The sequence below is a fragment of the Microbacterium sp. Root553 genome, assembly GCF_001426995.1.
Classification (GTDB): Bacteria; Actinomycetota; Actinomycetes; order Actinomycetales; family Microbacteriaceae; genus Microbacterium.
In genome coordinates, this window is record NZ_LMFY01000001.1 from 1817341 (window position 1) to 1839677 (window position 22337).

A 22337-nucleotide genomic window follows, 5' to 3' on the forward strand; every position below is an offset into this window, starting at 1 on the left:
ACACCGTGGATCTGTTGTGATTCCGGATTCTGGCGCACGATAGATGCATGCACGATGACAAGTATCTGGTAACGCGGACCCGGGCGGATGCTGCTGAGCGGGCATCGAAGGCATGGCGGATGCGTGTTGCCGGTGGCGCGTGGGATGACATCGCGAAGGCTCTTGGCATGAGGGGTGGTGCTCCTGCGGCGTATCGCGCGGTGAAGAACCACTTCGGGAAGGTGCCACAGCCTGATCGGGAGATGCTGCGCGAGGTGGCCCGTCAGCGGGGTGAGCGGCTGTGGCTGAGGGCGCTCGCGGCGGTGGAGGAAGTGCCGTCTCCTGCGGCGATCCGAGCCGCGGTTGCGGTGTTGGATCGGGCCGCGAAGCTCGATGGCTTGGACGCCCCGACTCAGGTCGCTATCGGGTCCGTTGATGACGCTTCGTTCCAGGCGTTCGTCGATGCAGCTGCGCGCGGCCTGGGGTTGGCGATGCCTGAGGAAGCCGACATCTTCGCGGACGAGTACGTGGACGCGGAAGTGGTCGACGATGCGTCTCCCGCTGACGAGCCTCAGGTGCGTTCTGACGCGACAGCTGGCGAGCCTGGGGTGCTTGCCCGTCGCGAGCCTCGTTAGCGCGTCTAGGCACGGCGAGGCCGCGATGGTGGGTTAAAGGGGACCGCCCGCGGAGTGTGTTTTCATCAGATCCGCCTGCGGACGGCCCCCGGTCTGTCACCAGGCGGACGCGTGTTCGGTCTCAGCCTGCTGCTGCGCTTCCCGCTTGGTCTCATCGATGCGTTCGCGGAGGCGCTGCGCGAACTCGTCGCGCCGATCCTCCGGTGCGAGACTCGGGCGGTCAGCCCAGATCACTTCGCGGAACTCGCGGATGCCGTCACCATAGTCCCAAGCGAGCGCGTGACCGTTCCCGTCGCAGTCCTTCGTCTCGGCGTACAAGCGGAACTCGTCGGGGGCGCGGTAGTACATCTGGGCGAACCCGGTCGCGATCTCGACACCGATGACGCGAAGCTGATCGATGGTCCCCGCCTCGGGGCGGCGGTCGACCACTCGCTGGCATTCGGCGCACACCGGAGCGGGCGAGCCATCCGGCCACCTCAGGAAGCTCGGTCCTTCGTGCCAGCGGAGCGATTCGCGCCGTCCGCAGAGGCCGCACGCACCCCACTCGGAGATCCCCGGACGACGGTCGTCGATGACTGCGCGAAGTACGTTCCGAACACGACGACGGTCCTCGGTGCCGAGGTGCCCCCAGGGGCGACCGGTGCCACGCCCTGCCGTCTGCGCGGTCGGGAACTCCACCACGAGGACATCGTTCACGTCGAAGTTCCGCATCCGCCCGAAGACCCGGCTCGCATCGTTCGTGTCGACGGTGTGGCCGACGACGGCAGAGACGATCTCGCCAGGCGTTGCGACCACACACGCTGCGCATGTCCGCCGCCAGTCGTCAGCATCTGCGGGAGCCGTCGGCGGCGACACGACTACGCGACGGCTCGGATCGGAGGGGTGAGGTGCAAGTCCTCTGAACGGCTCCGCGTCGCGGCTGCCTTCGCCCGCCTTCGCCCAACCGCCGCACACCCGGCACTGGGCGCGGGGGAGTTCCCTCTCACGTTCCCGGCGCTCATCGTCGCCAGCGATCCAGTCATTCAGGCGGCTCAGCTTGTCGTTCATGTCGTCTTCCTTTCGCATGTGGTGCAGATGGTGGTCGTCCCCCGAATGAACCCTCGTTCGGAGCGGGGGAGCTTCTGAGCGCAGCGGGCGCAGTAGCTCTCGATGTGGTCACGGACGCGGAAGATTCCGTTGTCCCGATGGACGGTTCCCGCCACGATGAGGTCGCGGAGCGCTCGTTCGCGGTCGCGCGGTTCCAGGTCACGGGTTCTGCGCTCAATCACGTCGAGGTCGGCCCCACCGTGGCAGGCCATCGCGACGGCCCTGAGTACCTCGTTCGATGTCATGACGCTTCTCCTTCGTTCCAGCAGGTGGCGCACCATGCGCCGAAGATCATCGCGTGTCCGGCGACGGTGAACGCCGCCAGGCGACCGCTTTCGTCCACGACCCGAGCGCAGGACACGCAAGTAGTCATCAGCGCGGCGATCTCAGACTCCGCGGCGCACGTTGCGCACCACGCGTCGGGCCGTCCGACGATGCGGAACACGACGCCCGTGGTCGCGACGGCGATGGAGTGCGGGCACGGAGTTGCCTGGCGACGCAGCCAGCGGGAGATGTCATCGCGAACATGCGTAGGCATCTCTGTCAGGCCGTGCATCGGTACAGTGCCGCTGTCGTCGGCGTACCTCCAGATCACCTGATCAGCAGCGTCCACGGCGACCCTCCAGCCATTCCTTCGCCCACTCCGTCGAGACGTGGACGCCCGCGTTCGAGAGCGCATCGCGGACCTGTACAGGCGTCGCTCGTCGCGGGTCGAGACGCGCGAGTGAGCGACGCACCGTCTCGTCGAGCGATGAGGTTGCGAACGATGCCGCCGCCCAGATGGGCCGCTCGTGCGGGATGTCGCTGGGGAGAGCGCTCATGGTGTTTCCTTTCGTATTGACAGCGGGCGGTTACGAAGCATCGCGGAATGCATGGCGTGGCTTCTCGGCGCGGAGAGTCGCGAGCGCGTCGGCGTAGCTCTCCGGTCCGGGGAAGTGCAGAGTGTTCTCCACGCGCAGCGGTTCGCCGTGTACGCGCTCCCACTCCGGTGCGTACTCTTCCCACTGAGCGCGGTTCAGCCGCCCCCGCCAGCCCCAGGCAAGTTCTCGAGTTACCTCGGGTGCGGGGGTAGTGATCTCTTCCCGTTCTGACCGCGCGCGCGAGAAGCTGCCGTCCTCTACGGGGGAGGGGGCAACCTCGCCGGTGGGCTGCCTAGGTTCGAGGCCAACCTCGGCGGTGGGCTGCCTAGGTGCATCGGAAGGGGCTGTCGCAACCTCGCCGGTCGGCTGCCTAGGTTCCGAGTGCTGCACCTCGGCAGTGGGCTGCCTAGGTTCGAGAGCGGGACCAATCGGAGATACCCACCTCGGGTAGACGGTGTAGACGGTTGTGCGCCCTGAGTGTCGGTGCGCTCGGATCGCACCGATGTTCTCCAGGCGCGGGACAGCATCGCGAACAGTCCTCGGAGCCACCCCCGTCTCTTGGGCGAGTACCGCATCGCTGATGCTGATGACACCTGCGCGTCCTACCTCTCCGTCTGCCGGGCTGTCCTTGGCGTTGACAATCAGATAGAGGAGGATGCGCCACGCGGCTTCACCGATCATCTCCACGGCGGCGAGGCGGCCCTTGCCAGGCTCGAAGGGGTGGGACGGAGTCTTCATGGCGAACCGCCCTCGGACTCGTCGCGGTCGCGTCCCTCAGATGGTGCTTCCAGCTCGGCAACAGCGCGCTGGCGCTCAGCCGAGTTCATCCGCTGCACCTCATCTCGGGCGCGCCGGAACTCATCCATACGAGTCGTTCGGGGGTTCACGTCAGCATCCCTGCAAGCAGGACTGCAATGGCAGCGAGCATGAGCAGGCTGGCGATGATGAGCCGTGCCCGTGAGGGGTGACGACTCGGGGTCGAAGTGGTCATCTCGGAGCACCCTGTTCCTGATCTCGGTTCGATCTTTTGAAGGCGTCCACGTGTCCGCATGGGCGCTTTCGTCGTGTGGTGGTTAGTCCTCGATGCCGAGCTGACGGCGAAGCGGGGCGCTCAGCACGTGGATTCGATGTCCCAAGCGGATGGTTGCGATGTCGCCGGATGCGATAGCGCGGCGCACAGTCGTCTCCCCCCAGCCAGTCAGCGCCATCACGTCGTAGACGGTGATCGTCGCGCGCGTCATCAGCCGTTCCGTCGCTTCATCACGGCGCGAGAGGCGATTCGTTGAAGTCACTCGCTGTACCTTCCCTTCGTTGTTCGGTACCTCTACCTTCGAATCTTGTGCGACGAATAACAAGCAGATATATTCGTCACATGGACAGTTCACGAGTTACGGTCTCGATGACTCGCATCCCCCTCGGGCGCGGGGCGAGCCGAAGCGATTGCGATGCAGTCATCATTCGTGACCGTGAGTCAGGCGTGCGGTGGGTGCTGGTACCGAAGCGTGTAGATGGTCGTCCGGCGCTGTTGTACATCAGCGAAGAGAGCCCTCCAGGGGTGGTCTTGTCGCGCATCTCCCACCTCGACCGTGACAAGTTGGCCATCGTCGCCCTGCGTCATATGGAGAGAAGTGCGGAAGAAGATGCTCAGGGCTTCGTGACGCAGCGTCGCGCGACCGGCTTGACCGTCCGCTCAGCCATGCCTGACGACTCCGACCTGTTGCAAGTGATTCGAGACGCCATCGCCTGCCAGAGGAGCGTTCGGCAGACGCTAGCCGAGGTCTACGGCGTCTCCGTGAACACCGCCGACAAGTGGTACAAGTACGCGCGCGGACGCCCCGGCACGGACGACCTTCCCGAGCCTCGGCGGGGTCGCCCGTCAGGTCGCAAGAACCTCAACCCGAAGGATCAGTCATGACTACCTCGCGTCAGCGTGGATCGAGCATCAAGAAGGTTCTGCTGTCCAGTGGGGATGTGCGATGGCGGTTCCGCATCGATGCCGAACCGGACTCGAAGGGCAAGCGCCGTCAGCGCACCCTCACCTTCCGCACCGAAGCTGAAGCCGTCCAGGCTCAGGCACGCGCACGGGCTGACATAGCGCAGGGCACGTGGACCGAGCCGAGCAAGGTGACTGTCGACGAGTGGTGCCAGACGTGGCTGGACATCGGGGAGCGCACTTGGAGGCCGTCTACCCACGACAGCTACAGGCGAACACTCGCACTCCCACGCCGCGAATTCGGTCATGTGCGGCTTCAGAAGCTGACTCGCGCCGATGTCGAAGCTCTCGTGCGGAAGATGGCGCGAGAAGGTGGCAACGGGGGCAACGGGCGCTCGCCGCGTACCGTCAGCCTCATGCTCACCGTTCTCGGCAAGGTGGTGAAGGAAGCCGTGCGGGAAGGCTATGTCGGCTCGAACGTGGTTGATCGCGTGCGCAAGCCGCGTCGTGCGCCCCGAGAGATGCAGACGTGGACGGCAGCAGAGATGTCGCGCTTTCTCGGATCGGTGGCGGACGATCCTCTCGTCGGCGTGTGGCACGTCGCCGCACTCGGTCTTCGCCGGGGCGAACTGCTCGGCATGCGTTGGTCCGACATCGACCTGGACAAGGGGCTTCTGACGATCCGTCAGGCTCGGGTCCAGGCGGGGAAGGAAACGGTGGTGGGCGACCCCAAGACCGACCGTGGGCGGCGCACCGTGCCCCTCCACCCTGCCGCCGTGAACGCGCTACGTGAGACGCGGCGCATGACGCTTACCGAAAACCCCGCCGTGCCGATGAGGGAGAAGGTGGGGAGGGATCGTCTCGTCGCCGTCGATGCCATCGGAGAACCGATCAGCCCCGCCGCCTTCAGCACTGCATTCCAGCGTCATGCCACAGCGGCAGAGCTTCCGCGCATCCGGCTCCACGACATGCGCCACTCGGCAATCTCGATCCTGCTTCAGCAGGGAATCCCTATCGTCACAGTAGCCAAGCTGGCGGGTCACGACCCCGCGATGACGATGAGCGTCTACGGTCACGCGACCGACGACACGACGCGGGTAGCAACCGACCTTCTCGGGCGTCTCTACGGCTCCTGAGCCAGTGCTCTTGCTGCCCAGATCCGGAGCGCTTGTGACAGAACGGGCAAGTCTCGTGACATCGGCAGAGCAGGGCCACCGGGGGAGCAAGCGAGGCAGCGGCGGAATCACGCGGAAGTTGACGCGTGCCCCCGCTGGGACTCGAACCCAGACTGAAGCGATTTTAAGTCGCCTGCCTCTGCCATTGGGCTACGGGGGCGTGACCCTGGTCAGCCTATCGGGGAGCAGAGGCGTGCCCCGCGCCGAAACCCGGTGCCGTGAAGGGTGAATCCCGGTCCCTCACGCCGTATGGTGGGGGAGTGCTCGACCTCACCGCCGAACTGAGCCCGATCGAGGCTCGACACCCCGTCGCCCCCGAGTGGGACGATCCCGCGCGCTACTGGCCGAGGCTGTCCGCCGCGACAGGACACCTGCCCGCGCCGGTCGCGGTGATCGATCGCGAGGCGCTGCGTTTCAACGCGATGGATCTGCTCGCGCGTTCGGGGGGCCTTCCCATCCGTGTCGCCTCGAAGTCCGTGCGCGTGCGCGCGGTGCTGGACGCCGTCCTCGCCCTGCCCGGCTACCACGGCATCCTCGCCTTCACGCTCGCCGAGGCGCTCTGGCTCGCCGCCGATCACGACGACATCATGCTCGGCTATCCGACGGTCGACCGCGCCGGGCTCGCTCAGCTCTTCGCCGACGAGGATGCCGCGCGCCGGATCACCCTCATGGTCGACGACCCCGCCCACCTCGACGTCATCGACAGCGTGGCGGCTCCCGGTTCGCGGCCCGAGATCAGGGTGGCGATCGACGTCGATGCGTCCTGGCGGTCCGCGCTGCTGGGGCACATCGGGGTGCGGCGCTCGGCGCTGTTCACGGCAGGCGAGGTCGCGGCCTTCGCGCGGCGCGTGGTCGCCCGGCCCGGATTCCGTCTCGTCGGTCTGCAGATGTACGACGCGCAGATCGCCGGCCAGGGCGACGACGCGGGGCCCGACGCGCCGCTGATCCGCCTGGTGCAGGCGCGCTCACGGACGGAACTGCGCGAGCGCCGCGCGGCGATCGTCGCGGCGGTGGCCGAGGTCGCCGCGCTGGAGCTCCTCAACGGCGGCGGCACGGGCTCGCTCGAGTTCTCGGGCAGCGACGAGTCGCTGACCGAGGCGAGCGCCGGCAGCGGCCTGCTCGGCGGTCATCTCTTCGACGGCTACCGGTCGTTCCGTCCCGCTCCGGCATCCGCCTTCGCCTTCGATGTCGTCAGGCGTCCCGCCGCGGACATCGCGACGGTCCTGGGCGGGGGATGGATCGCGTCCGGTCCGGCTGTCGCGTCGCGGCAGCCGCTGCCCGTGTGGCCGCAGGGTCTGCGCACCCTCCCGCGTGAAGCGGCCGGCGAAGTGCAGACGCCGCTGCAGGGTCGCGCCGCCGAACGTCTCGGCGTGGGGGACCGGGTGTGGTTCCGGCACGCGAAGAGCGGCGAGCCCGCCGAGCGCACCGACCGGTACCACCTCGTGTCGGGCGACGAGGTCATCGACGAACTGCCCACGTACCGCGGCGAGGGAAAGGCGTTCCTGTGACGCGGATCGGCGGCACCTGGCAGAACTGGGGGCGGTCGGTGCAGGTCACGCCGTTGCGCGTCGAGCGTCCTCGGACGCCCGAAGGCGTGCAGCGCGCGGTGGTCGCGGCGGCCGCACGCGGCCTCTCGATCAAGGCGGTCGGAGCCGGTCACAGCTTCACCGGCATCGCGGTGGCGCCGGGGGTGCTGCTCGAACTCGACGACATGCAGGGGCTGGTGTCGGCTGATGCCGCGAGCGGTCGCGTCACCCTGCTCGCCGGCACCCGGCTGCACCGCATCCCCGCCCTCCTCGCACCGTTCGGGCTGGCGATGGAGAACCTCGGCGACATCGACCGTCAGTCGGTCTCGGGAGCGATCTCGACCGGCACGCACGGCACCGGAGCGCGCTTCGGCGGCCTTGCGACCCAGGTCGTCGGCGTCTCCCTCGTGACGGCGGCCGGCGAGCTCCTTCGGATCGACGAGCACCGGAATGCGGAGCTGCTGCCCGCGGTCGCCCTGGGTCTCGGCGCGCTCGGGATCATCGTCGAGGTGACGCTGCAGTGCGTGCCCGCGTTCGTCCTCGACGCGGTCGACGAGCCGGTGCCGCTGGACGAGGTGCTCGACACGGTGTCGGAGCGCGTCGCGGCCTCCGATCATTTCGAGTTCTACTGGTTCCCGCACACCGACGTGGCACTCACGAAGAGGCAGACGCGTCTCCCCGAGTCGACGAGGCGCCGGCCGCTCCCGCCGGTGGGACGCTGGATCGACGAGACGCTGCTGTCGAACGGCGTCTACCGCGCCGTGTGTGCGGCCGGACAGTTCGCCCCTGCCGTCACCGCGCCCTTCAACCGCCTCGCGGTGACCCTCACGGGTGACCGTCGCTACACCGACCTGTCGCACCGTGTGCTCACGCAGAGTCGCACGGTGCGGTTCCGCGAGATGGAGTACGCGCTGCCCGCCGAGAACACCGTCGCGGCCTTCCGCGCCGTGCGAGCCCTGATCGACGAGCGCGGATGGCGGATCGAGTTCCCGATCGAGGTGCGCTTCGCGGCGGAGGACGACCGCTGGCTGTCGACCGCGTACGGCAGGGCGAGCGGATACATCGCCGTGCATCGGTACTGGCGGGTGGATCCCACCGAGTACTTCGAGGCGGTGGAGCAGATCATGCTCGATCACGGGGGCCGGCCGCACTGGGGCAAGCTCCACACGCTGACGGCCGACGGGCTGCGGGAGCGCTATCCGCGCTTCGACGACTTCAGCGCGCTGCGCGACCGTCTCGATCCCGACCGAAGGTTCACCAACCGCTACCTCGATCGCGTGCTGGGCGCGTGAGGGCGATCCACGGAGTCGACGACGGCACCGCACCCAGTCGACGCGCAGACTGCGCCGATAGGATGAGAAAAACACGAGGAAGGGTGGGCTTCTGATGGAATGGCTCGTGCCGGTACTGATCGTCGTCGGTGTGATTCTGCTCATCGGGATCTACCTGTGGGCGACGTACAACTCGCTCGTGCAGCTCAACGTCCGCGTGGACGAAGCCTGGAGCGGGATCACCGTGCAGCTCAAGCGCCGGGCCGATCTGATACCCAACCTCATCGAGACGGTCAAGGGCTACGCGTCGCATGAGAAGGCGGTCTTCGAGAACGTCACGAGGGCGCGAGCCGAGACGCTGTCGGCCGCCGGGCCCGGCGAAGCGGGGATCGCCGAAGGACACCTCCAGCAGGCTCTGCGCAGCCTCTTCGCGGTCGCCGAGGCATACCCGCAGCTGCAGGCCAGCCAGAACTTCCTCCAGGTGCAGCAGGCACTCGTCGACACCGAAGACAAGATCCAGGCCGCGCGTCGCTTCTACAACGGCGGGGTCCGCGAGCTGAACACGAAGATCAAGGTCTTCCCCAACAATCTCTTCGCCCGGGGACTGGGCTTCACCGAGCGCGAGTTCTTCGAGGTGGCCGACAGCGGAGCCATCTCCGAGCCGCCGCGCGTGCAGTTCTGACGCGACGGTCGACCTCGGTCACCAGACGTCGAGTGCGACGTTCGTGCCGTCGCGTGTGACGTCGCCGCGCACGCTCCACGAGTCGGTGTGGTAGGTCTCGGTCCTCGCCGATCCGTTCTGCCCCGTGCCGGTGACCGTGACCACGAGAACGCCGTCCTCGGCGACGAATCCCTCGTCGGTCAGTTCGAGCGTGGGCAGCCGGTCGATCCGCATGCGCACACGATCGACCGCGGCGAACTCGGTGCCCCACGGAATGCGCAGGCCGCAGCCCTCGGGGAGCACTGCGCCGACGGCATCCGCGATGCAGCTCCCGAGGTGATCGTCGAGCTGCTGCTGCGCGACCTGCTGCACGTCCGCGTCGGTGGCGACCGATGTCGGAGAGCGAGATGCCGCGGGAGCGGGATCCTCGAGCGACGACTGCCACCACCAGACGGCAATGCCGGCCAGCAGCAGCGCCAGCGCGATCGCGCCGAGCGACCAGGCGGCGCGTCGGGTCATGGGGCGCTCTCTCTGGGGTGCACATGGCGTCGCACCGAGGCGTCGGGGCGGGCGATGAGGGCGGCATGGACCGCGTCGGCCGCCGAGCCCCACCGCGAGACCGACACGTGCTCGAGGCCCTGCCACGATGCCGCGAGCCGCAACTCGGCTGCGATCCGGTCGGCATCGTCGTGAGGCCGGGCCTGGGGCTCCCACCAGGCGGACTGCACCTGCAGCGTCGACGTCGCGCGATCGGCCTTGAGATCGACCCTGGCGACGATGCGGTCACCCACGAGCACCGGCAGGGAGTAGTACCCGTAGCGGCGCCTGTCTGCGGGCACATAGATCTCGATGCGGTAGTCGAGCTCGAACGCTCGCAACGCCCGGTCGCGGAACCACACCACGGGGTCGAACGGCGTCAGCAGCGCGGCGGCGTCGATCGCACGAGGCAGCGACGCGTCGCGATGCCGCCAGGCCTGCAGGGGACGACCGCCGCGCTCCCACCCGCGCACGGTGACCGGCAACAGCTCGCCCGTGTCGACGAGGTCGGCGATCGAGCGGGCGACGGCCGCGCGATCGCGGATCCGGTGGTAGTCCGCGAGATCGGACTGCGTCGCCACCCCTGAGTGACGGGCGGCCCGGCGGGTCAGCTCACGGATCGCATCGTCGCGTGTGACGTGCTGATCCCGGAGCGCATCGGGGATGACCTGCTCAGCGAGCGCATAGCGTCGCTCGAAGCCCTTTCGACCGCTGATCGCCACGTCGCCGGTGCGCCAGAGGTGCTCGAGTGCCAGCTTGACGTCATCCCAGTCCCACCAGCCGCCGCGCTCCCTCGGCACGTCGTCGCGAAGATCGGCGGGGCGCAGCGGACCCCGCGCTCGCAACTCGTCGCGCACCCAGTCGAGGGTGCGCGCGTTCGTGCTCGTCCAGGAGTCGGGGGCCGCCCAGCGCTCGCGGAAGCTCTCCATCCGGAATCGCCACAGCGGCCAGTCCTCGATCGGGATGAAGGTGGCCTCGTGCGCCAGATACTCCACGTAGTGCGTCGTGCGCGAGTGGAAGACCCGGTCGAACACCGCGGGGTCGTACGCCCCCAGGCGCGAGAACATCGGCATGTAGTGCGACCGCGCGAAGACGTTGACCGAATCGATCTGCAGCACACCGAGCCGGGACATGGTGCGATGCAGGTGCGCGGCCGAGACCGTGGTCGGGCGGGCCCGGGAGAACCCCTGCGCACCCAGCGCGATGCGGCGGGCCTGGGCGGCGCTGAGGGAGTCGGTCACGTGGTCAGCGTAACGCCGTGTGCCGACATCCGGGCGGGCGTCGTGGCCTGCAGCGACAGCGCCGTAGAATCGGACGATGAGCGAAGAGCAGCGTCCGCGGCTGAGGGATCTCTTCCGTCCGCGCGCGGTGTCCACGCAACGCACGGTCACCACCGACGCTGATGCGGCGGTGCCGATCGGGCTGCGCGTCACCGCGGCCTACGCCTGGCGTCTGCTGCTGATCGCCGCGGCCGTCGCCGGCATCATCTGGCTCGTCATCGAGCTCAAGCTCCTGGTCATCCCGCTCATGGTGGGCATCCTGATCACGGCTCTGCTGTGGCCGGCGCTGCAGTGGATGCTGCGGCATCGGTTCCCGCGATGGCTCGCCGTCGCGGTCTCGCTCATCGGCACGATCGCGATCGTCTCGCTGCTGCTGTGGCTCGTGATCTGGCAGGTGCGCGAGCAGCTGCCCGACGTGCAGCAGCGCAGCTCGCAGGCCATCGAGGAGTTCCGGCAGTTCCTCCTCAACGGGCCGCTGCACCTGAGCGAGGCCCAGATCCAGAGCTACATCGACCAGGGTCTGCAGATCATCAACGAGCAGACCCAGGCGCTCCTGAACGGGGCACTCGCCGTCGGCACCACCGCGGCCCATGTGGTGACGGGCGCCGTGCTGTCGCTGTTCATCCTCATCTGCCTGCTCGCCGACGGACGCGGCATCTGGCGGTGGACGCTGCGCCTGTTCCCGCGCGCGGCCCGTCCCGCGGCCGACGCCGCGGCCAGCAACGGCTTCGCGACCATCATCAACTACGCGCGCACCCAGCTGCTCGTGGCGGCGATCGACGCCGTCGGCATCGGGGTCGGTGCGGCTCTCCTCGGCGTGCCGCTGGCGATCCCGGTCGCCGTCCTGGTCTTCCTCGGATCCTTCATCCCGATCGTCGGTGCCGTCGTCACCGGCGCGATCGCGGTGCTGCTCGCTCTCGTGTACAACGGTCCGCTGATCGCACTGGCGATGCTGGCCGTCGTGCTCGGGGTGCAGCAGCTCGAAGGCCACATCCTGCAGCCGATCCTGATGGGCTCCGCCGTGAAGGTGCACCCGCTCGCCGTGGTGCTCGTCGTCGCCGGCGGAGCGATGGTCGGCGGCATCCCCGGCGCACTCTTCGCCGTGCCGCTCGCGGCGTTCGTCAATGTGGCGGCGGTGACCGTGAGCAGCGGCGCCTGGCGTACGGGGGACCAACCCGACGCCGACCTGATCTGGAGCACAGTCCCGCGCGAGCGGACACGGAGGAATCGATGAACGCAGTCCCCAGCCTGACCGAGTTCGAGGAGGCCGCTCGGAGTCTGGCTGAGGTGATCACGCACACGCCGACCCTGCCGTCGAGGGCGCTGTCGGACATACTCGGTGCCCCCGTGCTGCTCAAGATGGAGAACCTCCAGCGCACCGGGTCGTTCAAGATCCGCGGAGCCGCCTATCGGCTGTCGCGCCTGAGCGAGGAGGAGCGCTCGCGCGGCGTCGTCGCCGCATCCGCCGGCAACCACGCGCAGGGCGTCGCCCTCGCCGCGCAGGCCCTGGGCATCCCGGCCACGATCTTCATGCCGCTGGGGGTCCCGGTGCCCAAGCTGCTCGCGACGCGCGGCTACGGCGCCGAGGTCGTTCTCGAGGGCGAGACCGTCGCGACCTCCCTGCGTCTCGCCGCGGAGTTCTCGGAACGCACCGGAGCGGTGCTCATCCACCCCTTCGATCACCGCGACATCGTCATCGGCCAGGGCACGCTCGGACTCGAGCTGCTCGACGACGCACCCGAGGTCGACACGATCGTGCTCAGCATCGGCGGCGGCGGTCTCATCGCCGGTGTGGCCGCGGCGGTGAAGGCCAGGGCCGCCGAACTCGGACGAGAGGTGCGGATCATCGGCGTGCAGGCCGAGAACGCGGCCGCCGTCCCGCCCTCGCTGCTGGCCGGACAGCCCGTCGACATCGAGACGCGGCCCACGATCGCCGACGGCATCCTCGTCGCCCGGCCGGGAGCGGTGCCCTTCGACATCATCAAGGATCTCGTCGACGAGGTCGTGACGGTCTCGGACGACGACCTCGCCCGAGCGATCCTCATCATCCTGGAGCAGTCCAAGGTGGTCGCCGAGCCCGCGGGCGCGGCCGGCGTCGCGGCGATCCTCGCGGGCAAGGTGTCGGCGACCGGGACGACGATGGCCGTGCTGTCCGGAGGCAACATCGATCCGCTCCTGCTCCAGCGCGTCGTCTCCCACGGTCTGGCGGCGTCCGGACGCTACCTGACGATCCGGATCCCGCTTCCCGACCGTCCCGGTCAGCTGGCACGCGTGTCCGAGCTCATCGCTGAGGCGGGGGCGAACGTCATCGAAGCCATGCATACCCGACACGGACACGGCCTGCAGATCAGCGACGTGATCCTCGAGCTCAGCGTCGAGACCCGCGGAGCTGAGCATTCCGAGCTCACGCTCGACACGCTGCGCCGCGCGGGCTTCCACCCCATGATCGTCCCGGACTGACCGGGTCCCACCCGCATGCAAGAGGGGCCCCGTCCACATGGACGGGGCCCCTCTTGCATGCGGGCGCGGCTCGGCGCCTGCCGTGTCAGCCCGTGTAGGTCTCGACCGCGACGATCTCGACCGAGATCGAACGGCCGTTCGGGGCCTCGTACGACGACTTCTCGCCGACCTTGAGGCCCAGGATCGCCTGGCCGAGCGGGCTGGCCTCGCTGTAGACGTCGTGGTCGCTGCCCGCGGCGATCTCGCGGCTGCCGAGCAGGAAGACCTCCTCGCCTCCGGCGACGATCGCGGTGACGACGGTGCCGGGCTCGACGATGCCGCGGCTCGCGGGCGCCTCGCCGACCTTGGCGGTCTTCAGGAGGTTCTCGAGGGTGCGGATCCGCGCCTCCTGCTTGCCCTGCTCGTCCTTCGCGGCGTGGTACCCGCCGTTCTCCTTGAGGTCGCCCTCTTCGCGGGCCGCCTCGATGCGCTTCGCGATCTCCTCGCGCCCCGTGGTGGAGAGGTGTTCGAGCTCGGAGACGAGCCGGTCGTACGCTTCCTGCGTGAGGAAGGGAACCTGAGCGTCAGTGGACATGACGGAGCTCCTTCGTTAGGTACCCGGCGATGGTCCGCGGGGGATATGCCAAGACGCCCTGGCACAGTGCCAGGGCGTCATCTGTCTGCGATGAGTCTAGGCGACCCAGCAGCTGTTCACCAAACCTGTGGTGGCCTCGGACACGGTGGGCACGCTGGCCGACAGCGCCTGCGAATGGCTGTTCCCGGCCGGGATCTCGACGACCTTCCAGCCGACGACGCCGAACTCCTCATCGAGGGCTTCGACCGCGCACGCGACATCCTTGCCCTGCACCCCGGTGACCTGGAAGCGCACGGTCACGCTGTGCTCGTCGACGAGGTCGTAGCCGAGGTCGTCGGCATCGACGGCGTTCATCTGCGTCGTGACGATCGACCACCCGAACGCGGCGATGATCACGACGGCGATCGTCAGGAAGACGATCCAGGGGCCGCGTCGTCGTCGGGTTCGGCCATAGCGGGCGTCGAGCTGTTCTGCGGTCGTCACGGGGCGGGTCTTCCGGTCGTTAGGCTGGTGACACCAGGTTATGCGACCTGCGCAGGAAAGGCAGAACCCCATGCTCGCTCTGACCGAGACTCCGATGCCCACCCCCACGATGACGGTGGACCCGCAGCTGGTCACCCCGGGCTTCGTCGGCTTCGCCGCCGTGGTGATCATCCTGGTCGCCGTGATCCTGCTGATCCTCGACATGAACCGACGGATCCGCCGGGTGCGCTACCGCGAAGAGGTCAGGGAAGAGCTGGATGCCGAGGAGGCCGCCCTCGCCGCGGATCGGGCCACCGAGACCGATGCCGATCTGCCCATCGTCACCGAGGGCGACGACGACCCCGACAGGCGCTGACCGCTCGGGGCGGGTGCCCCGGCCTCGACGGTCCGATAGGACCGGTCTGAGACGACGGTGCTGTGCGCCGGTGCGATCCGATGCGCCGGCGATCAGGCTCCCAGGGACGGCGACAGCGGGCCGAGGGCGATGAGCAGACACGCCGCCCAGTGGCAGAGGAACGCGAGCACGGTGCACACGTGGAAGATCTCGTGGAAGCCGAAGTGGCCGGGCCAGGGGTTCGGCTTCTTCAGGGCGTAGACGATCGCGCCGCCCGTGTACAGCAGTCCGCCGATGATGACCAGCACCATCATCGTCGCGTTCGCCGTGAACAGGTCGACCATGAACATCACCGCGGCCCAGCCCATGAGCAGGTAGAGCGCGACGTAGAGCCAGCGCGGCGCATTGATCCAGAACACGCGGAACAGGATGCCCACCACGGTGCCGCCCCACACGAGGGCGAGCAGCAGAGCGCCCTTCCCCGGAGGGAGCGCGAGCACGGCCAGGGGCGTGTACGTGCCGGCGATCAGCAGGAAGATGTTGGCGTGGTCGATGCGCTTGAGCGTGATCTTGACCTTGGGGCTCCAGTCGAAGCGGTGGTACAGCGCGGAGTTTCCGAACAGCAGCATCGACGTCACCATGAACACCGCCGCAGCCCACTTGGCGGCCCCGCCCTGAGCCACCGCGATCAGCACGATGCCCGCCACGATGGCGACGGGGAACGTGGCCGCGTGGATCCACCCTCGCCAGGTCGGTCTGATCTCGACCGCGGAGTCGTGCGCCGCCTCCTCGAGGAGCGGCAGCTGGGGGAGGTCGGGTGCCGAGTCGGGAGTGCTCACGGCCCCACTCTATTGCGGCGGGCATTCCGCGAACCGTACATATCCGGTGCTGCTGCTCTCTCACACGTGCCCCGCACAGTCGGGCACGATAGCGTAGGGAGGTGATGTCACGCGACGGCCAGGGGCGAGGCCCGCTGTACCGGCTGTACACCAGCCGGCTGCGCCGCCATCTCGACCCGTCGTCCGTGCCGCACCACGTCGCCATGATGATCGACGGCAACCGGCGCTGGGCTCGTCAGCTCGGTTACGCGACGCCCGCGGAGGGGCACCGCGCAGGCGCGGCGAAGATGCGCGAGTTCCTCGCCTGGTGCGACGAGCTCGGCATCCGGGTGGTGTCGCTGTACCTGCTGTCGAGCGACAACCTGCGCAAGCGCGACTCCGCCGAACTCGCCGATCTCATCGAGATCATCGCGGAACTCGCCGAAGCCGTGTCGGAGGAGCCGAACTGGCGTGTCAAGCACGTCGGCCGCTCCGACATCCTTCCTCCGGAGCTGGCCAGGGTGCTCGATGACGCCGAACAGCGCACGCGCGATCACACCGGTCTGCACGTGAACCTCGCCGTCGGCTACGGCGGGCGCAACGAGATCGTCGACGCCGTGCGCAGCATCGTGACGTCGCACCAGGCGTCCGGCGGCACGATCGAGGATCTCGCAGCCCACCTGACGCCCGAGATGATCGGCGAGCACCTCTACACCGGGGGTCAGCCCGACCCCGATCTGGTGATCCGCACGAGCGGCGAGCAGCGACTCAGCGACTTCCTGCTGTGGCAGAGCGCGCACAGCGAGTTCTATTTCGTCGAGGCGCTCGGGCCGGATCTGCGCCAGGTCGACTTCCTGCGGGCGATCCGCGACTTCGCCGACCGCGACCGACGTTTCGGCCGCTGAACCCGTGGAGCCGTCGCTCGCGCGACGCACGGCCCGGGTCCTGCCCCTGCGACACGAACCGTTAATCAACGCGTAACGAATCCGCGGTGTGTCGGATCGGGCGAATGTCGGCACCTGGACGTAGCTTCTAGGCATCGGGCAAGGCGCCCGTCGGGTCGACCTCAGGTCTACGACTCGTGACCCCCTGGTCGACTCGTTCGAACTACCGGGAATGCCCGGGTCGGGAGTGGGTCGTGACCTCACGTACAGCGCAGCAGTCCGCAAGCACCGCGCAGCAGTCCACCCGTAAGTCCACGTCACGGGCAGGGGGAGCCGATCCGGATCAAGATCTGCGCACCTACGTCCTCGACACGTCGGTCCTGCTGAGCGATCCGCAGGCGTTCTTCCGATTCGCCGAGCACTCGGTCGTGCTCCCCGTCGTGGTCATCACGGAGCTCGAGGGCAAGCGTCACGACCCGGAGATCGGCTACTTCGCTCGGCAGGCGCTTCGCCACCTCGACGATCTGCGGGTCGAGCACGGACGTCTGGACTTCCCGGTCGAGGTCGGCGAAGGGGGCACGCTCCGCGTCGAGCTGGCGAACACCGACGCCTCGGTGCTGCCCGCCGGCATCCGCCTGAGCGACAACGACACGCGGATCCTGTCCGTGGCCATGCACCTCGCCCAGGACGGGCAGGATGTCACGATCGTCTCGAAGGATCTCCCGATGCGCGTCAAGGCGGCGTCGCTCGGCCTGCGGGCCGAGGAGTACCTGGCCGAGCAGGCGGTGGACTCGGGGTGGACGGGCATCACGACCCTCGATCTCTCCGGTGACGAGATCAGCGACCTCTACGAGAGCGAGGTCGGGATCAGCGAGGATGCCCGGGGTCTGCCGGTCAACACCGGGCTCATCATCCACTCCGAGCGTGGATCCGCCCTCGGCAGGGTCACGGGCGACGGCGAGTACCGCCTCGTGCGGGGCGACCGCGACGTGTTCGGGATGCACGGCCGTTCCGCCGAGCAGCGCATCGCGATCGACCTCCTGACGGATCCCGATGTGGGCATCGTCTCGCTGGGCGGTCGCGCGGGAACGGGCAAGTCGGCGCTCGCCCTCTGCGCCGGGCTCGAGGCGGTTCTCGAGCGGCAGCAGCAGAAGAAGATCATCGTCTTCCGTCCGCTGTTCGCGGTGGGCGGTCAGGAGCTCGGCTACCTGCCCGGCGACCAGGGCGAGAAGATGGGGCCGTGGGGCCAGGCCGTGTTCGACACTCTCGGATCGGTCGTCTCCGGCAACGTGGTCGAAGAGGTCATCGAGCGCGGTCTTCTCGAGGTTCTGCCGCTCACGCACATCCGCGGACGCTCCCTGCACGACGCGTTCGTGATCGTCGATGAGGCCCAGTCGCTCGAGCGCAATGTGCTGCTGACGGTGCTCAGCCGCATGGGGCAGAACTCGCGGGTCATCCTCACCCACGACGTGGGCCAGCGGGACAACCTCCGCGTCGGTCGTCACGACGGCATCGCGAGTGTGATCGAGACGCTCAAGGGCCACGACCTGTTCGCGCACGTCACGCTGATGCGCTCGGAGCGGTCGGCGATCGCGGCGCTGGTCACGGAACTGCTGGAGGGCAGCGAGCTCAGCTGACCACGGGACCCGGGGCCCGTCCCGGGCCCCGGGTCCCGTCAGGGTCTGTGCCATTTTGGGGGCCGACACGCCAGATCTCGGACGTTCCGGTGCGATCGGAACGAGAAGTGGCGTGTCGGCCCCCAAAATTTGTCATGCGTGGTCGTGCTCGCGGGTGACGGCGCCGAGGATGGCAGCCTGCACGGTCGGCCAGGAATGGATGACCTGGGCATAGCTGAAGCGCAGCGTCTCGTATCCGACAGCGGATGCGGCGGCGTCCCGCATCAGATCATGGTGTCTCCTCGCGCCGGTGTGGTTCTCCTGCCCGTCGACCTCGATGATCAGACGGTCTCCGACGACGAAGTCGACACGTCCGACCCCTCTGATGTCCACTTGGCACGCGAGCACGAACCCGAGGAGATGAAGCCGGAATCGCAGCAACGATTCGAGTCCGCTCTGTGCGTCGGAGCGAGCGAGATCGACCAGCCAGCGCGCGTAAGACGGGATCGACCGACGCATCCGCTGCAGGGCGGAGCGACTGACGCGGCGGAGGTTGAGGGCGGACTCCAGCGATGCGAAGAACGCCTCATCGCCTTGACAGTTGTGTAGCTGGATGAGCGCGGTCTCGATGTCGACGAGACCGAGCGGAACGTCTCCGCGGAAGTAGTGGCTGACGCATCGGCATCCTCCGTGCTCCAGCCGGCGCCCGCGCCGGCCGATCCATACGTGCGGCCGCGTGCCGTCGTCGAGCACCCAGATGCCGTGCGCGCGCAGAGCCGAGGTGCAGGCGAGGGCGCCGCCGTGCAGCGCGGCCTCGCGAACGTCGCTTCGTACCGAGATCGCTGCGAAGAGTCCTGGACGCACGCGTTGGATCTCTCCGCGTCTCGTGGCCTGGGAGAGGCGTTGACGGGTGACGCCGAAGCTCTGCAGCGTGGTCCCTCGCGCGATCCCGCCGAGGGTGGTGAGGACGTCGTGGGGCGAGAGCATCGACCCAGTGTCGCGGGGTCGCCGCGCAGCGGCATCCGGGCCGGCCGTCCGCGCCGGCATCCGGGGAGAACTCGCAGAATCTCAGGTCTGGGGAGAGCAGGTGGGGTGCACCAAACGGGGGCCGACACGCCAGATGTCCAACCGCATCGTGTGTTGCGGCTGTGATCTGGCGTGTCGGCCCCCGAAAGGGGAGAGCCGCCCCCGAAGTGGGAGAGCGGCCCCCGAAGGGGGAGAGCCGAGCCGGAGTTCCCGGGGCGTCAGCGGGAGACGATCACCCGGGGTGGGTCATCGAGAGCAGGTCGAGCTTCTCGTCGAGCTGCTCGATCGTCAGGTCGCCGCGCTCGACATAGCCGAGGTCGATCACCGCGTCGCGCACCGTGATGCCCTGGGCCACGGCGTGCTTGGCGATCTTCGCCGCCGCCTCGTAGCCGATCAGCTTGTTGAGCGGGGTGACGATCGACGGGCTCATGCCGGCGAACGCGGCGGCGCGGTCGAGGTTCGCCTGCAGGCCGTCGACGGTCTTGTCGGCGAGCACGCGCGAGGCATTGGCGAGTAGACGGATGGACTCCAGGACTGCGGTGCCCATGACGGGGATCGCGACGTTGAGCTCGAAGGATCCGGATGCTCCGGCCCAGGCGACCGTCGCGTCGTTGCCGATCACGCGTGCGCACACCATGAGCACCGCCTCGGGGACGACCGGGTTCACCTTGCCGGGCATGATCGACGACCCGGGCTGCAGGTCGGGGATGTGCAGCTCGCCGAGACCCGTGTTCGGGCCGGATCCCATCCAGCGCAGGTCATTGTTGATCTTCGTGAGCGACACCGCGATGGTGCGCAGCGCGCCGGAGGCCTCGACGAGACCGTCGCGGTTGGCCTGAGCCTCGAAGTGGTCCTTCGCCTCGGTGATGGGCAGTTCGGTCTCGGCCGCGAGCAGCTCGATGACCTTCTGCGGGAACCCGAGCGGGGTGTTGATGCCGGTTCCGGTCGCCGTACCGCCGAGGGGCACCTCGGCGACGCGCGGGAGGGCCGACTGCACGCGCTCGATGCCCAGGCGCATCTGACGTGCGTAGCCGCCGAACTCCTGGCCGAGAGTGACCGGCGTCGCATCCATGAGGTGCGTGCGGCCGGACTTGACGGCGTCCTTCCACAGCTCCGCCTTGGCCTCGAAGGCCACGGCGAGGTGGTCGAGCGCGGGGATGAGGGTGTCGATGAGCGCCTGCGTCACGGCGATGTGCACGGAGGTCGGGAACACGTCGTTCGACGACTGCGAGGCGTTCACGTGGTCGTTGGGGTGCACGTCGGCGCCGAGGATGCGGGTCGCGAGCGTCGCGAGCACCTCGTTCATGTTCATGTTCGACGACGTGCCCGACCCCGTCTGGTAGGTGTCGACGGGGAACTCGGCGTCGTGCGCGCCGGTGGCGACCTGGTCGGCGGCCTGCGCGATGGCGTCGGCGATCGCACCGTCGAGGGTGCCGAGCTGCTTGTTGGCGAGCGCCGCAGCCTTCTTGATGCGCGCGAGGGCGGCGATCTGCGTCGACTCGAGGCCCTTGCCGGAGATCGGGAAGTTCTCCACGGCGCGCTGCGTCTGCGCACCGTACAGGGCGTTGACGGGCACCCGTACCTCACCCATGGTGTCGTGCTCGATGCGGTATTCCTGCGCTCCGCTGTGCTGGTCGGTCATTCCGAACCCTCCTTGGTTGCGGGGTCGTGCCCCTCGGTGTCGATCCCGACCGTGATGATGGGCACCGCGGTGCCCTCGGCCAGGCGGTAATTGGCGCCGACGATGCCCAGACGGCCCTCGGCGACGGCCTGGGAGATCACCTCGGACGACTGCAGCAGATCGCTGACGGTGTTGCGGAGGTGCTCCTCGCCGACGAGATCGGCGTCGATCTCGTCGACGGTGCTCCCGCCGTTCTCGACCAGCACCTTGCGCGCGGCCGGGACGATCGGGGCGATGAGCTTCCAGATGTGCGGGGGCAGGGGAGCGGCGTCGATCGCGGTCCCGTCGATCGCGGCGCGGACCGCACCGCACGAGTCGTGGGCGAGCACGACGATCAGCGGCACCTCCAGAACGGCCACGGCGTATTCGAGACTCGCGACGATCGACTCTCCGATCACCTGTCCGGCGTTGCGTACCACGAACAGGTCGCCCAGTCCGAGGTCGAAGATGATCTCGGCGGCCAGGCGCGAGTCCGAGCATCCGAAAAGCGTGGCGACCGGATGCTGCGCCGCGGCCAGGTGCCGGCGGCGGGCGACGTCCTGGTTCGGGTGCTGGGGAGCGTCGTCGACGAAGCGTCGGTTGCCCTCCTGCATCTGGGTCCAGGCGGCGGTGGGCGTGAGCGCGTGGGTCATGAGGTCTCCGAGAGATCGCGGATCTGGGGGACGAGGGACTCGGCCAGCTCGGCGGTCGAATCAGCCGAGCGGGAACCGTAGAGCAGCACGTAGTCGTCTCCGGCCTGGGTGCCGATCGCGTAGGTGATGTTCTGCTTCGCACCGGCGTCGCCGAGGGGGTAGACGTCCCACTCCAGGCCGCCGATCGAGATCGTGTCGGTGGCGGCCGTGCCGTTGAGTCGCTGCGGCGCCCACGAGGAGTCGGCGTCGAACGCCTGCGCGAACTTGATGAAGCCGCGCTCGTTCTGCGCGGACGGGGCCAGGGTGACATCCCATACCGCGGTCGCGCCGCTGGTGAGGCCTGCGGCATTGACGCGCCAGAAGCCGTCGAGATCCGGCACGATCACGGCGCTGTCCACGGTGGACTCGACATCGGCCGCGATGCCGACCATGTCGATGGTCCTGGTGGTCGCGGGCTCGCCTCGGGGAACGGCGAACACGATCACGGCGACGATGGCGAGGGTGGCGATCAGCGCCGCGACAAGGCTGCGCACCGTCTGGCTTGACCGGTAGGCCTTGCTCGAGGCGGCCTTGCGTGCGGCGGTCTCGGCCGGGGTCTCGGGGCGTCCGAGCTCGGCGACGATCGGTGCGGGCTTGTTCACGATGCGTCCTCGCCGGACGGGGCGGCGGAGTCGGATGCCTCGGTGCGGGCGGCCTCGAGCCGGCGCTTCGCGCCGAGCAGCCATTCCTCGCAGCGCGCGGCGAGCGACTCGCCTCGCTCCCAGAGGGCGAGGGACTGCTCGAGGGTGGGAGCGCCCTGTTCGAGTTCGGAGACGACCCTCACGAGCTCATCGCGAGCGGCCTCGAACGACAGGGTGTCCACAGGGGTGTCGTTCAGCGCAGTCAC

Annotated in this window: 27 protein-coding genes and 1 tRNA gene; 11 read left to right on the forward strand and 17 right to left on the reverse strand. The window is 68.5% G+C overall.

Annotated elements, in window-relative coordinates; translation table 11 throughout:
- The first annotated feature begins 47 nt into the window (after positions 1-47).
- Positions 48-614, forward strand: coding sequence for a hypothetical protein (locus ASD43_RS08380; RefSeq protein ID WP_056416008.1), 567 nt, complete (start codon positions 48-50; stop codon positions 612-614).
- A gap of 96 nt (positions 615-710) precedes the next feature.
- On the opposite strand, the gene ASD43_RS08385 is transcribed toward ASD43_RS08380, so the two are convergent.
- The 6 genes from ASD43_RS08385 to ASD43_RS17215 all read right to left on the reverse strand — a co-directional run bounded on the left by ASD43_RS08385 (position 711) and on the right by ASD43_RS17215 (position 3852).
- Entirely contained in the window at positions 711-1409 is a 699-nt protein-coding gene (locus ASD43_RS08385) for a hypothetical protein (RefSeq protein ID WP_056416012.1), read from the reverse strand.
- Between the two features lie 248 nt (positions 1410-1657).
- The gene (locus tag ASD43_RS08390) at positions 1658-1945 is read right to left on the reverse strand and encodes a hypothetical protein (protein WP_056416015.1); all 288 of its coding nucleotides are present in this window, start codon (positions 1943-1945) and stop codon (positions 1658-1660) included.
- Positions 1942-2313, reverse strand: coding sequence for a hypothetical protein (locus tag ASD43_RS08395; protein WP_056416017.1), 372 nt, complete (start codon positions 2311-2313; stop codon positions 1942-1944). The genes ASD43_RS08390 and ASD43_RS08395 overlap by 4 nt, the downstream gene beginning before the upstream one ends.
- Complete coding sequence (locus ASD43_RS08400; RefSeq protein WP_056416020.1) at positions 2300-2521, reverse strand: hypothetical protein; 222 nt, start codon at positions 2519-2521, stop codon at positions 2300-2302. The genes ASD43_RS08395 and ASD43_RS08400 overlap by 14 nt, the downstream gene beginning before the upstream one ends.
- A 30-nt stretch (positions 2522-2551) precedes the next feature.
- The gene (locus ASD43_RS17210; RefSeq protein ID WP_157550919.1) at positions 2552-3298 is read right to left on the reverse strand and encodes a hypothetical protein; all 747 of its coding nucleotides are present in this window, start codon (positions 3296-3298) and stop codon (positions 2552-2554) included.
- 335 nt (positions 3299-3633) lie between these two features.
- The gene (locus ASD43_RS17215; RefSeq protein WP_157550922.1) at positions 3634-3852 is read right to left on the reverse strand and encodes a hypothetical protein; all 219 of its coding nucleotides are present in this window, start codon (positions 3850-3852) and stop codon (positions 3634-3636) included.
- 80 nt (positions 3853-3932) lie between these two features.
- Between ASD43_RS17215 and ASD43_RS08405 the strand changes: the two genes are divergently transcribed.
- Positions 3933-4475 carry a hypothetical protein gene (locus tag ASD43_RS08405; protein ID WP_157550925.1) on the forward strand — a complete coding sequence of 181 codons (543 nt, stop codon included), beginning with the start codon at positions 3933-3935 and terminating at the stop codon, positions 4473-4475.
- Positions 4472-5629 carry a tyrosine-type recombinase/integrase gene (locus tag ASD43_RS08410; RefSeq protein ID WP_056416026.1) on the forward strand — a complete coding sequence of 386 codons (1158 nt, stop codon included), beginning with the start codon at positions 4472-4474 and terminating at the stop codon, positions 5627-5629. The genes ASD43_RS08405 and ASD43_RS08410 overlap by 4 nt, the downstream gene beginning before the upstream one ends.
- Before the next feature lie 126 nt (positions 5630-5755).
- On the opposite strand, the gene ASD43_RS08415 is transcribed toward ASD43_RS08410, so the two are convergent.
- Positions 5756-5828 (reverse strand) — tRNA-Leu (locus ASD43_RS08415).
- 100 nt (positions 5829-5928) lie between these two features.
- Between ASD43_RS08415 and ASD43_RS08420 the strand changes: the two genes are divergently transcribed.
- From ASD43_RS08420 to ASD43_RS08430, 3 genes are all read left to right on the forward strand, one after another.
- Entirely contained in the window at positions 5929-7176 is a 1248-nt protein-coding gene (locus tag ASD43_RS08420) for an alanine racemase (RefSeq protein WP_056416031.1), read from the forward strand.
- Complete coding sequence (locus ASD43_RS08425) at positions 7173-8486, forward strand: D-arabinono-1,4-lactone oxidase (RefSeq protein ID WP_056416034.1); 1314 nt, start codon at positions 7173-7175, stop codon at positions 8484-8486. The genes ASD43_RS08420 and ASD43_RS08425 overlap by 4 nt, the downstream gene beginning before the upstream one ends.
- Positions 8487-8580: 94 nt before the next feature.
- Entirely contained in the window at positions 8581-9147 is a 567-nt protein-coding gene (locus ASD43_RS08430) for a LemA family protein (protein ID WP_045255585.1), read from the forward strand.
- Positions 9148-9165: 18 nt separating this feature from the next.
- Here ASD43_RS08430 and ASD43_RS08435 read toward each other — a convergent pair whose 3' ends face one another.
- Together ASD43_RS08435 and ASD43_RS08440 are read right to left on the reverse strand one after the other, a co-directional pair.
- Positions 9166-9645, reverse strand: coding sequence for a hypothetical protein (locus tag ASD43_RS08435; protein WP_056416036.1), 480 nt, complete (start codon positions 9643-9645; stop codon positions 9166-9168).
- A complete protein-coding gene (locus ASD43_RS08440; protein WP_056416039.1) occupies positions 9642-10904 on the reverse strand; it encodes a winged helix-turn-helix domain-containing protein in 1263 nt (420 codons plus the stop codon). The genes ASD43_RS08435 and ASD43_RS08440 overlap by 4 nt, the downstream gene beginning before the upstream one ends.
- 76 nt (positions 10905-10980) lie before the next feature.
- On the opposite strand from ASD43_RS08440, the gene ASD43_RS08445 reads away from it, so the two are divergent.
- Positions 10981-12177: an AI-2E family transporter gene (locus ASD43_RS08445; protein WP_082539328.1), complete on the forward strand. Its 1197-nt coding sequence runs from the start codon at positions 10981-10983 to the stop codon at positions 12175-12177.
- Complete coding sequence (gene ilvA / locus ASD43_RS08450; protein ID WP_056416042.1) at positions 12174-13403, forward strand: threonine ammonia-lyase; 1230 nt, start codon at positions 12174-12176, stop codon at positions 13401-13403. The genes ASD43_RS08445 and ilvA overlap by 4 nt, the downstream gene beginning before the upstream one ends.
- A gap of 85 nt (positions 13404-13488) precedes the next feature.
- Here the strand turns inward: ilvA and greA are convergent, their stop codons facing one another.
- Together greA and ASD43_RS08460 are read right to left on the reverse strand one after the other, a co-directional pair.
- Complete coding sequence (greA, locus tag ASD43_RS08455; RefSeq protein ID WP_045255581.1) at positions 13489-13977, reverse strand: transcription elongation factor GreA; 489 nt, start codon at positions 13975-13977, stop codon at positions 13489-13491.
- Positions 13978-14073: 96 nt separating this feature from the next.
- Positions 14074-14460 carry a DUF4307 domain-containing protein gene (locus tag ASD43_RS08460; protein ID WP_056416045.1) on the reverse strand — a complete coding sequence of 129 codons (387 nt, stop codon included), beginning with the start codon at positions 14458-14460 and terminating at the stop codon, positions 14074-14076.
- 70 nt (positions 14461-14530) lie between these two features.
- Here ASD43_RS08460 and ASD43_RS08465 point away from each other — a divergent pair, with 70 nt between their 5' ends.
- On the forward strand, positions 14531-14815 hold the full coding sequence (locus tag ASD43_RS08465) for a hypothetical protein (protein ID WP_045255579.1): 285 nt from the start codon (positions 14531-14533) through the stop codon (positions 14813-14815).
- Between the two features lie 92 nt (positions 14816-14907).
- Here the strand turns inward: ASD43_RS08465 and trhA are convergent, their stop codons facing one another.
- Positions 14908-15633 (reverse strand): PAQR family membrane homeostasis protein TrhA, encoded by a 726-nt coding sequence (trhA, locus tag ASD43_RS08470; RefSeq protein ID WP_056416046.1) that lies wholly within the window; start codon positions 15631-15633, stop codon positions 14908-14910.
- 104 nt (positions 15634-15737) lie between these two features.
- Between trhA and ASD43_RS08475 the strand changes: the two genes are divergently transcribed.
- Complete coding sequence (locus ASD43_RS08475; protein ID WP_056416050.1) at positions 15738-16517, forward strand: isoprenyl transferase; 780 nt, start codon at positions 15738-15740, stop codon at positions 16515-16517.
- 233 nt (positions 16518-16750) lie between these two features.
- Complete coding sequence (locus ASD43_RS08480; protein ID WP_056416053.1) at positions 16751-18133, forward strand: PhoH family protein; 1383 nt, start codon at positions 16751-16753, stop codon at positions 18131-18133.
- Positions 18134-18265: 132 nt separating this feature from the next.
- Here ASD43_RS08480 and ASD43_RS08485 read toward each other — a convergent pair whose 3' ends face one another.
- The 5 genes from ASD43_RS08485 to ASD43_RS08505 form a co-directional block, all read right to left on the reverse strand.
- Complete coding sequence (locus ASD43_RS08485; RefSeq protein ID WP_056416056.1) at positions 18266-19099, reverse strand: DUF559 domain-containing protein; 834 nt, start codon at positions 19097-19099, stop codon at positions 18266-18268.
- 271 nt (positions 19100-19370) lie between these two features.
- Positions 19371-20780, reverse strand: coding sequence for a class II fumarate hydratase (locus tag ASD43_RS08490; protein ID WP_056416059.1), 1410 nt, complete (start codon positions 20778-20780; stop codon positions 19371-19373).
- Positions 20777-21451 carry a carbonic anhydrase gene (locus ASD43_RS08495; protein ID WP_045255574.1) on the reverse strand — a complete coding sequence of 225 codons (675 nt, stop codon included), beginning with the start codon at positions 21449-21451 and terminating at the stop codon, positions 20777-20779. Before ASD43_RS08495 ends, ASD43_RS08490 begins: the two co-directional genes overlap by 4 nt.
- A complete protein-coding gene (locus ASD43_RS08500; RefSeq protein ID WP_082539329.1) occupies positions 21448-22092 on the reverse strand; it encodes a DUF4245 family protein in 645 nt (214 codons plus the stop codon). The genes ASD43_RS08495 and ASD43_RS08500 overlap by 4 nt, the downstream gene beginning before the upstream one ends.
- Entirely contained in the window at positions 22089-22337 is a 249-nt protein-coding gene (locus ASD43_RS08505; RefSeq protein WP_056416062.1) for an exodeoxyribonuclease VII small subunit, read from the reverse strand. The genes ASD43_RS08500 and ASD43_RS08505 overlap by 4 nt, the downstream gene beginning before the upstream one ends.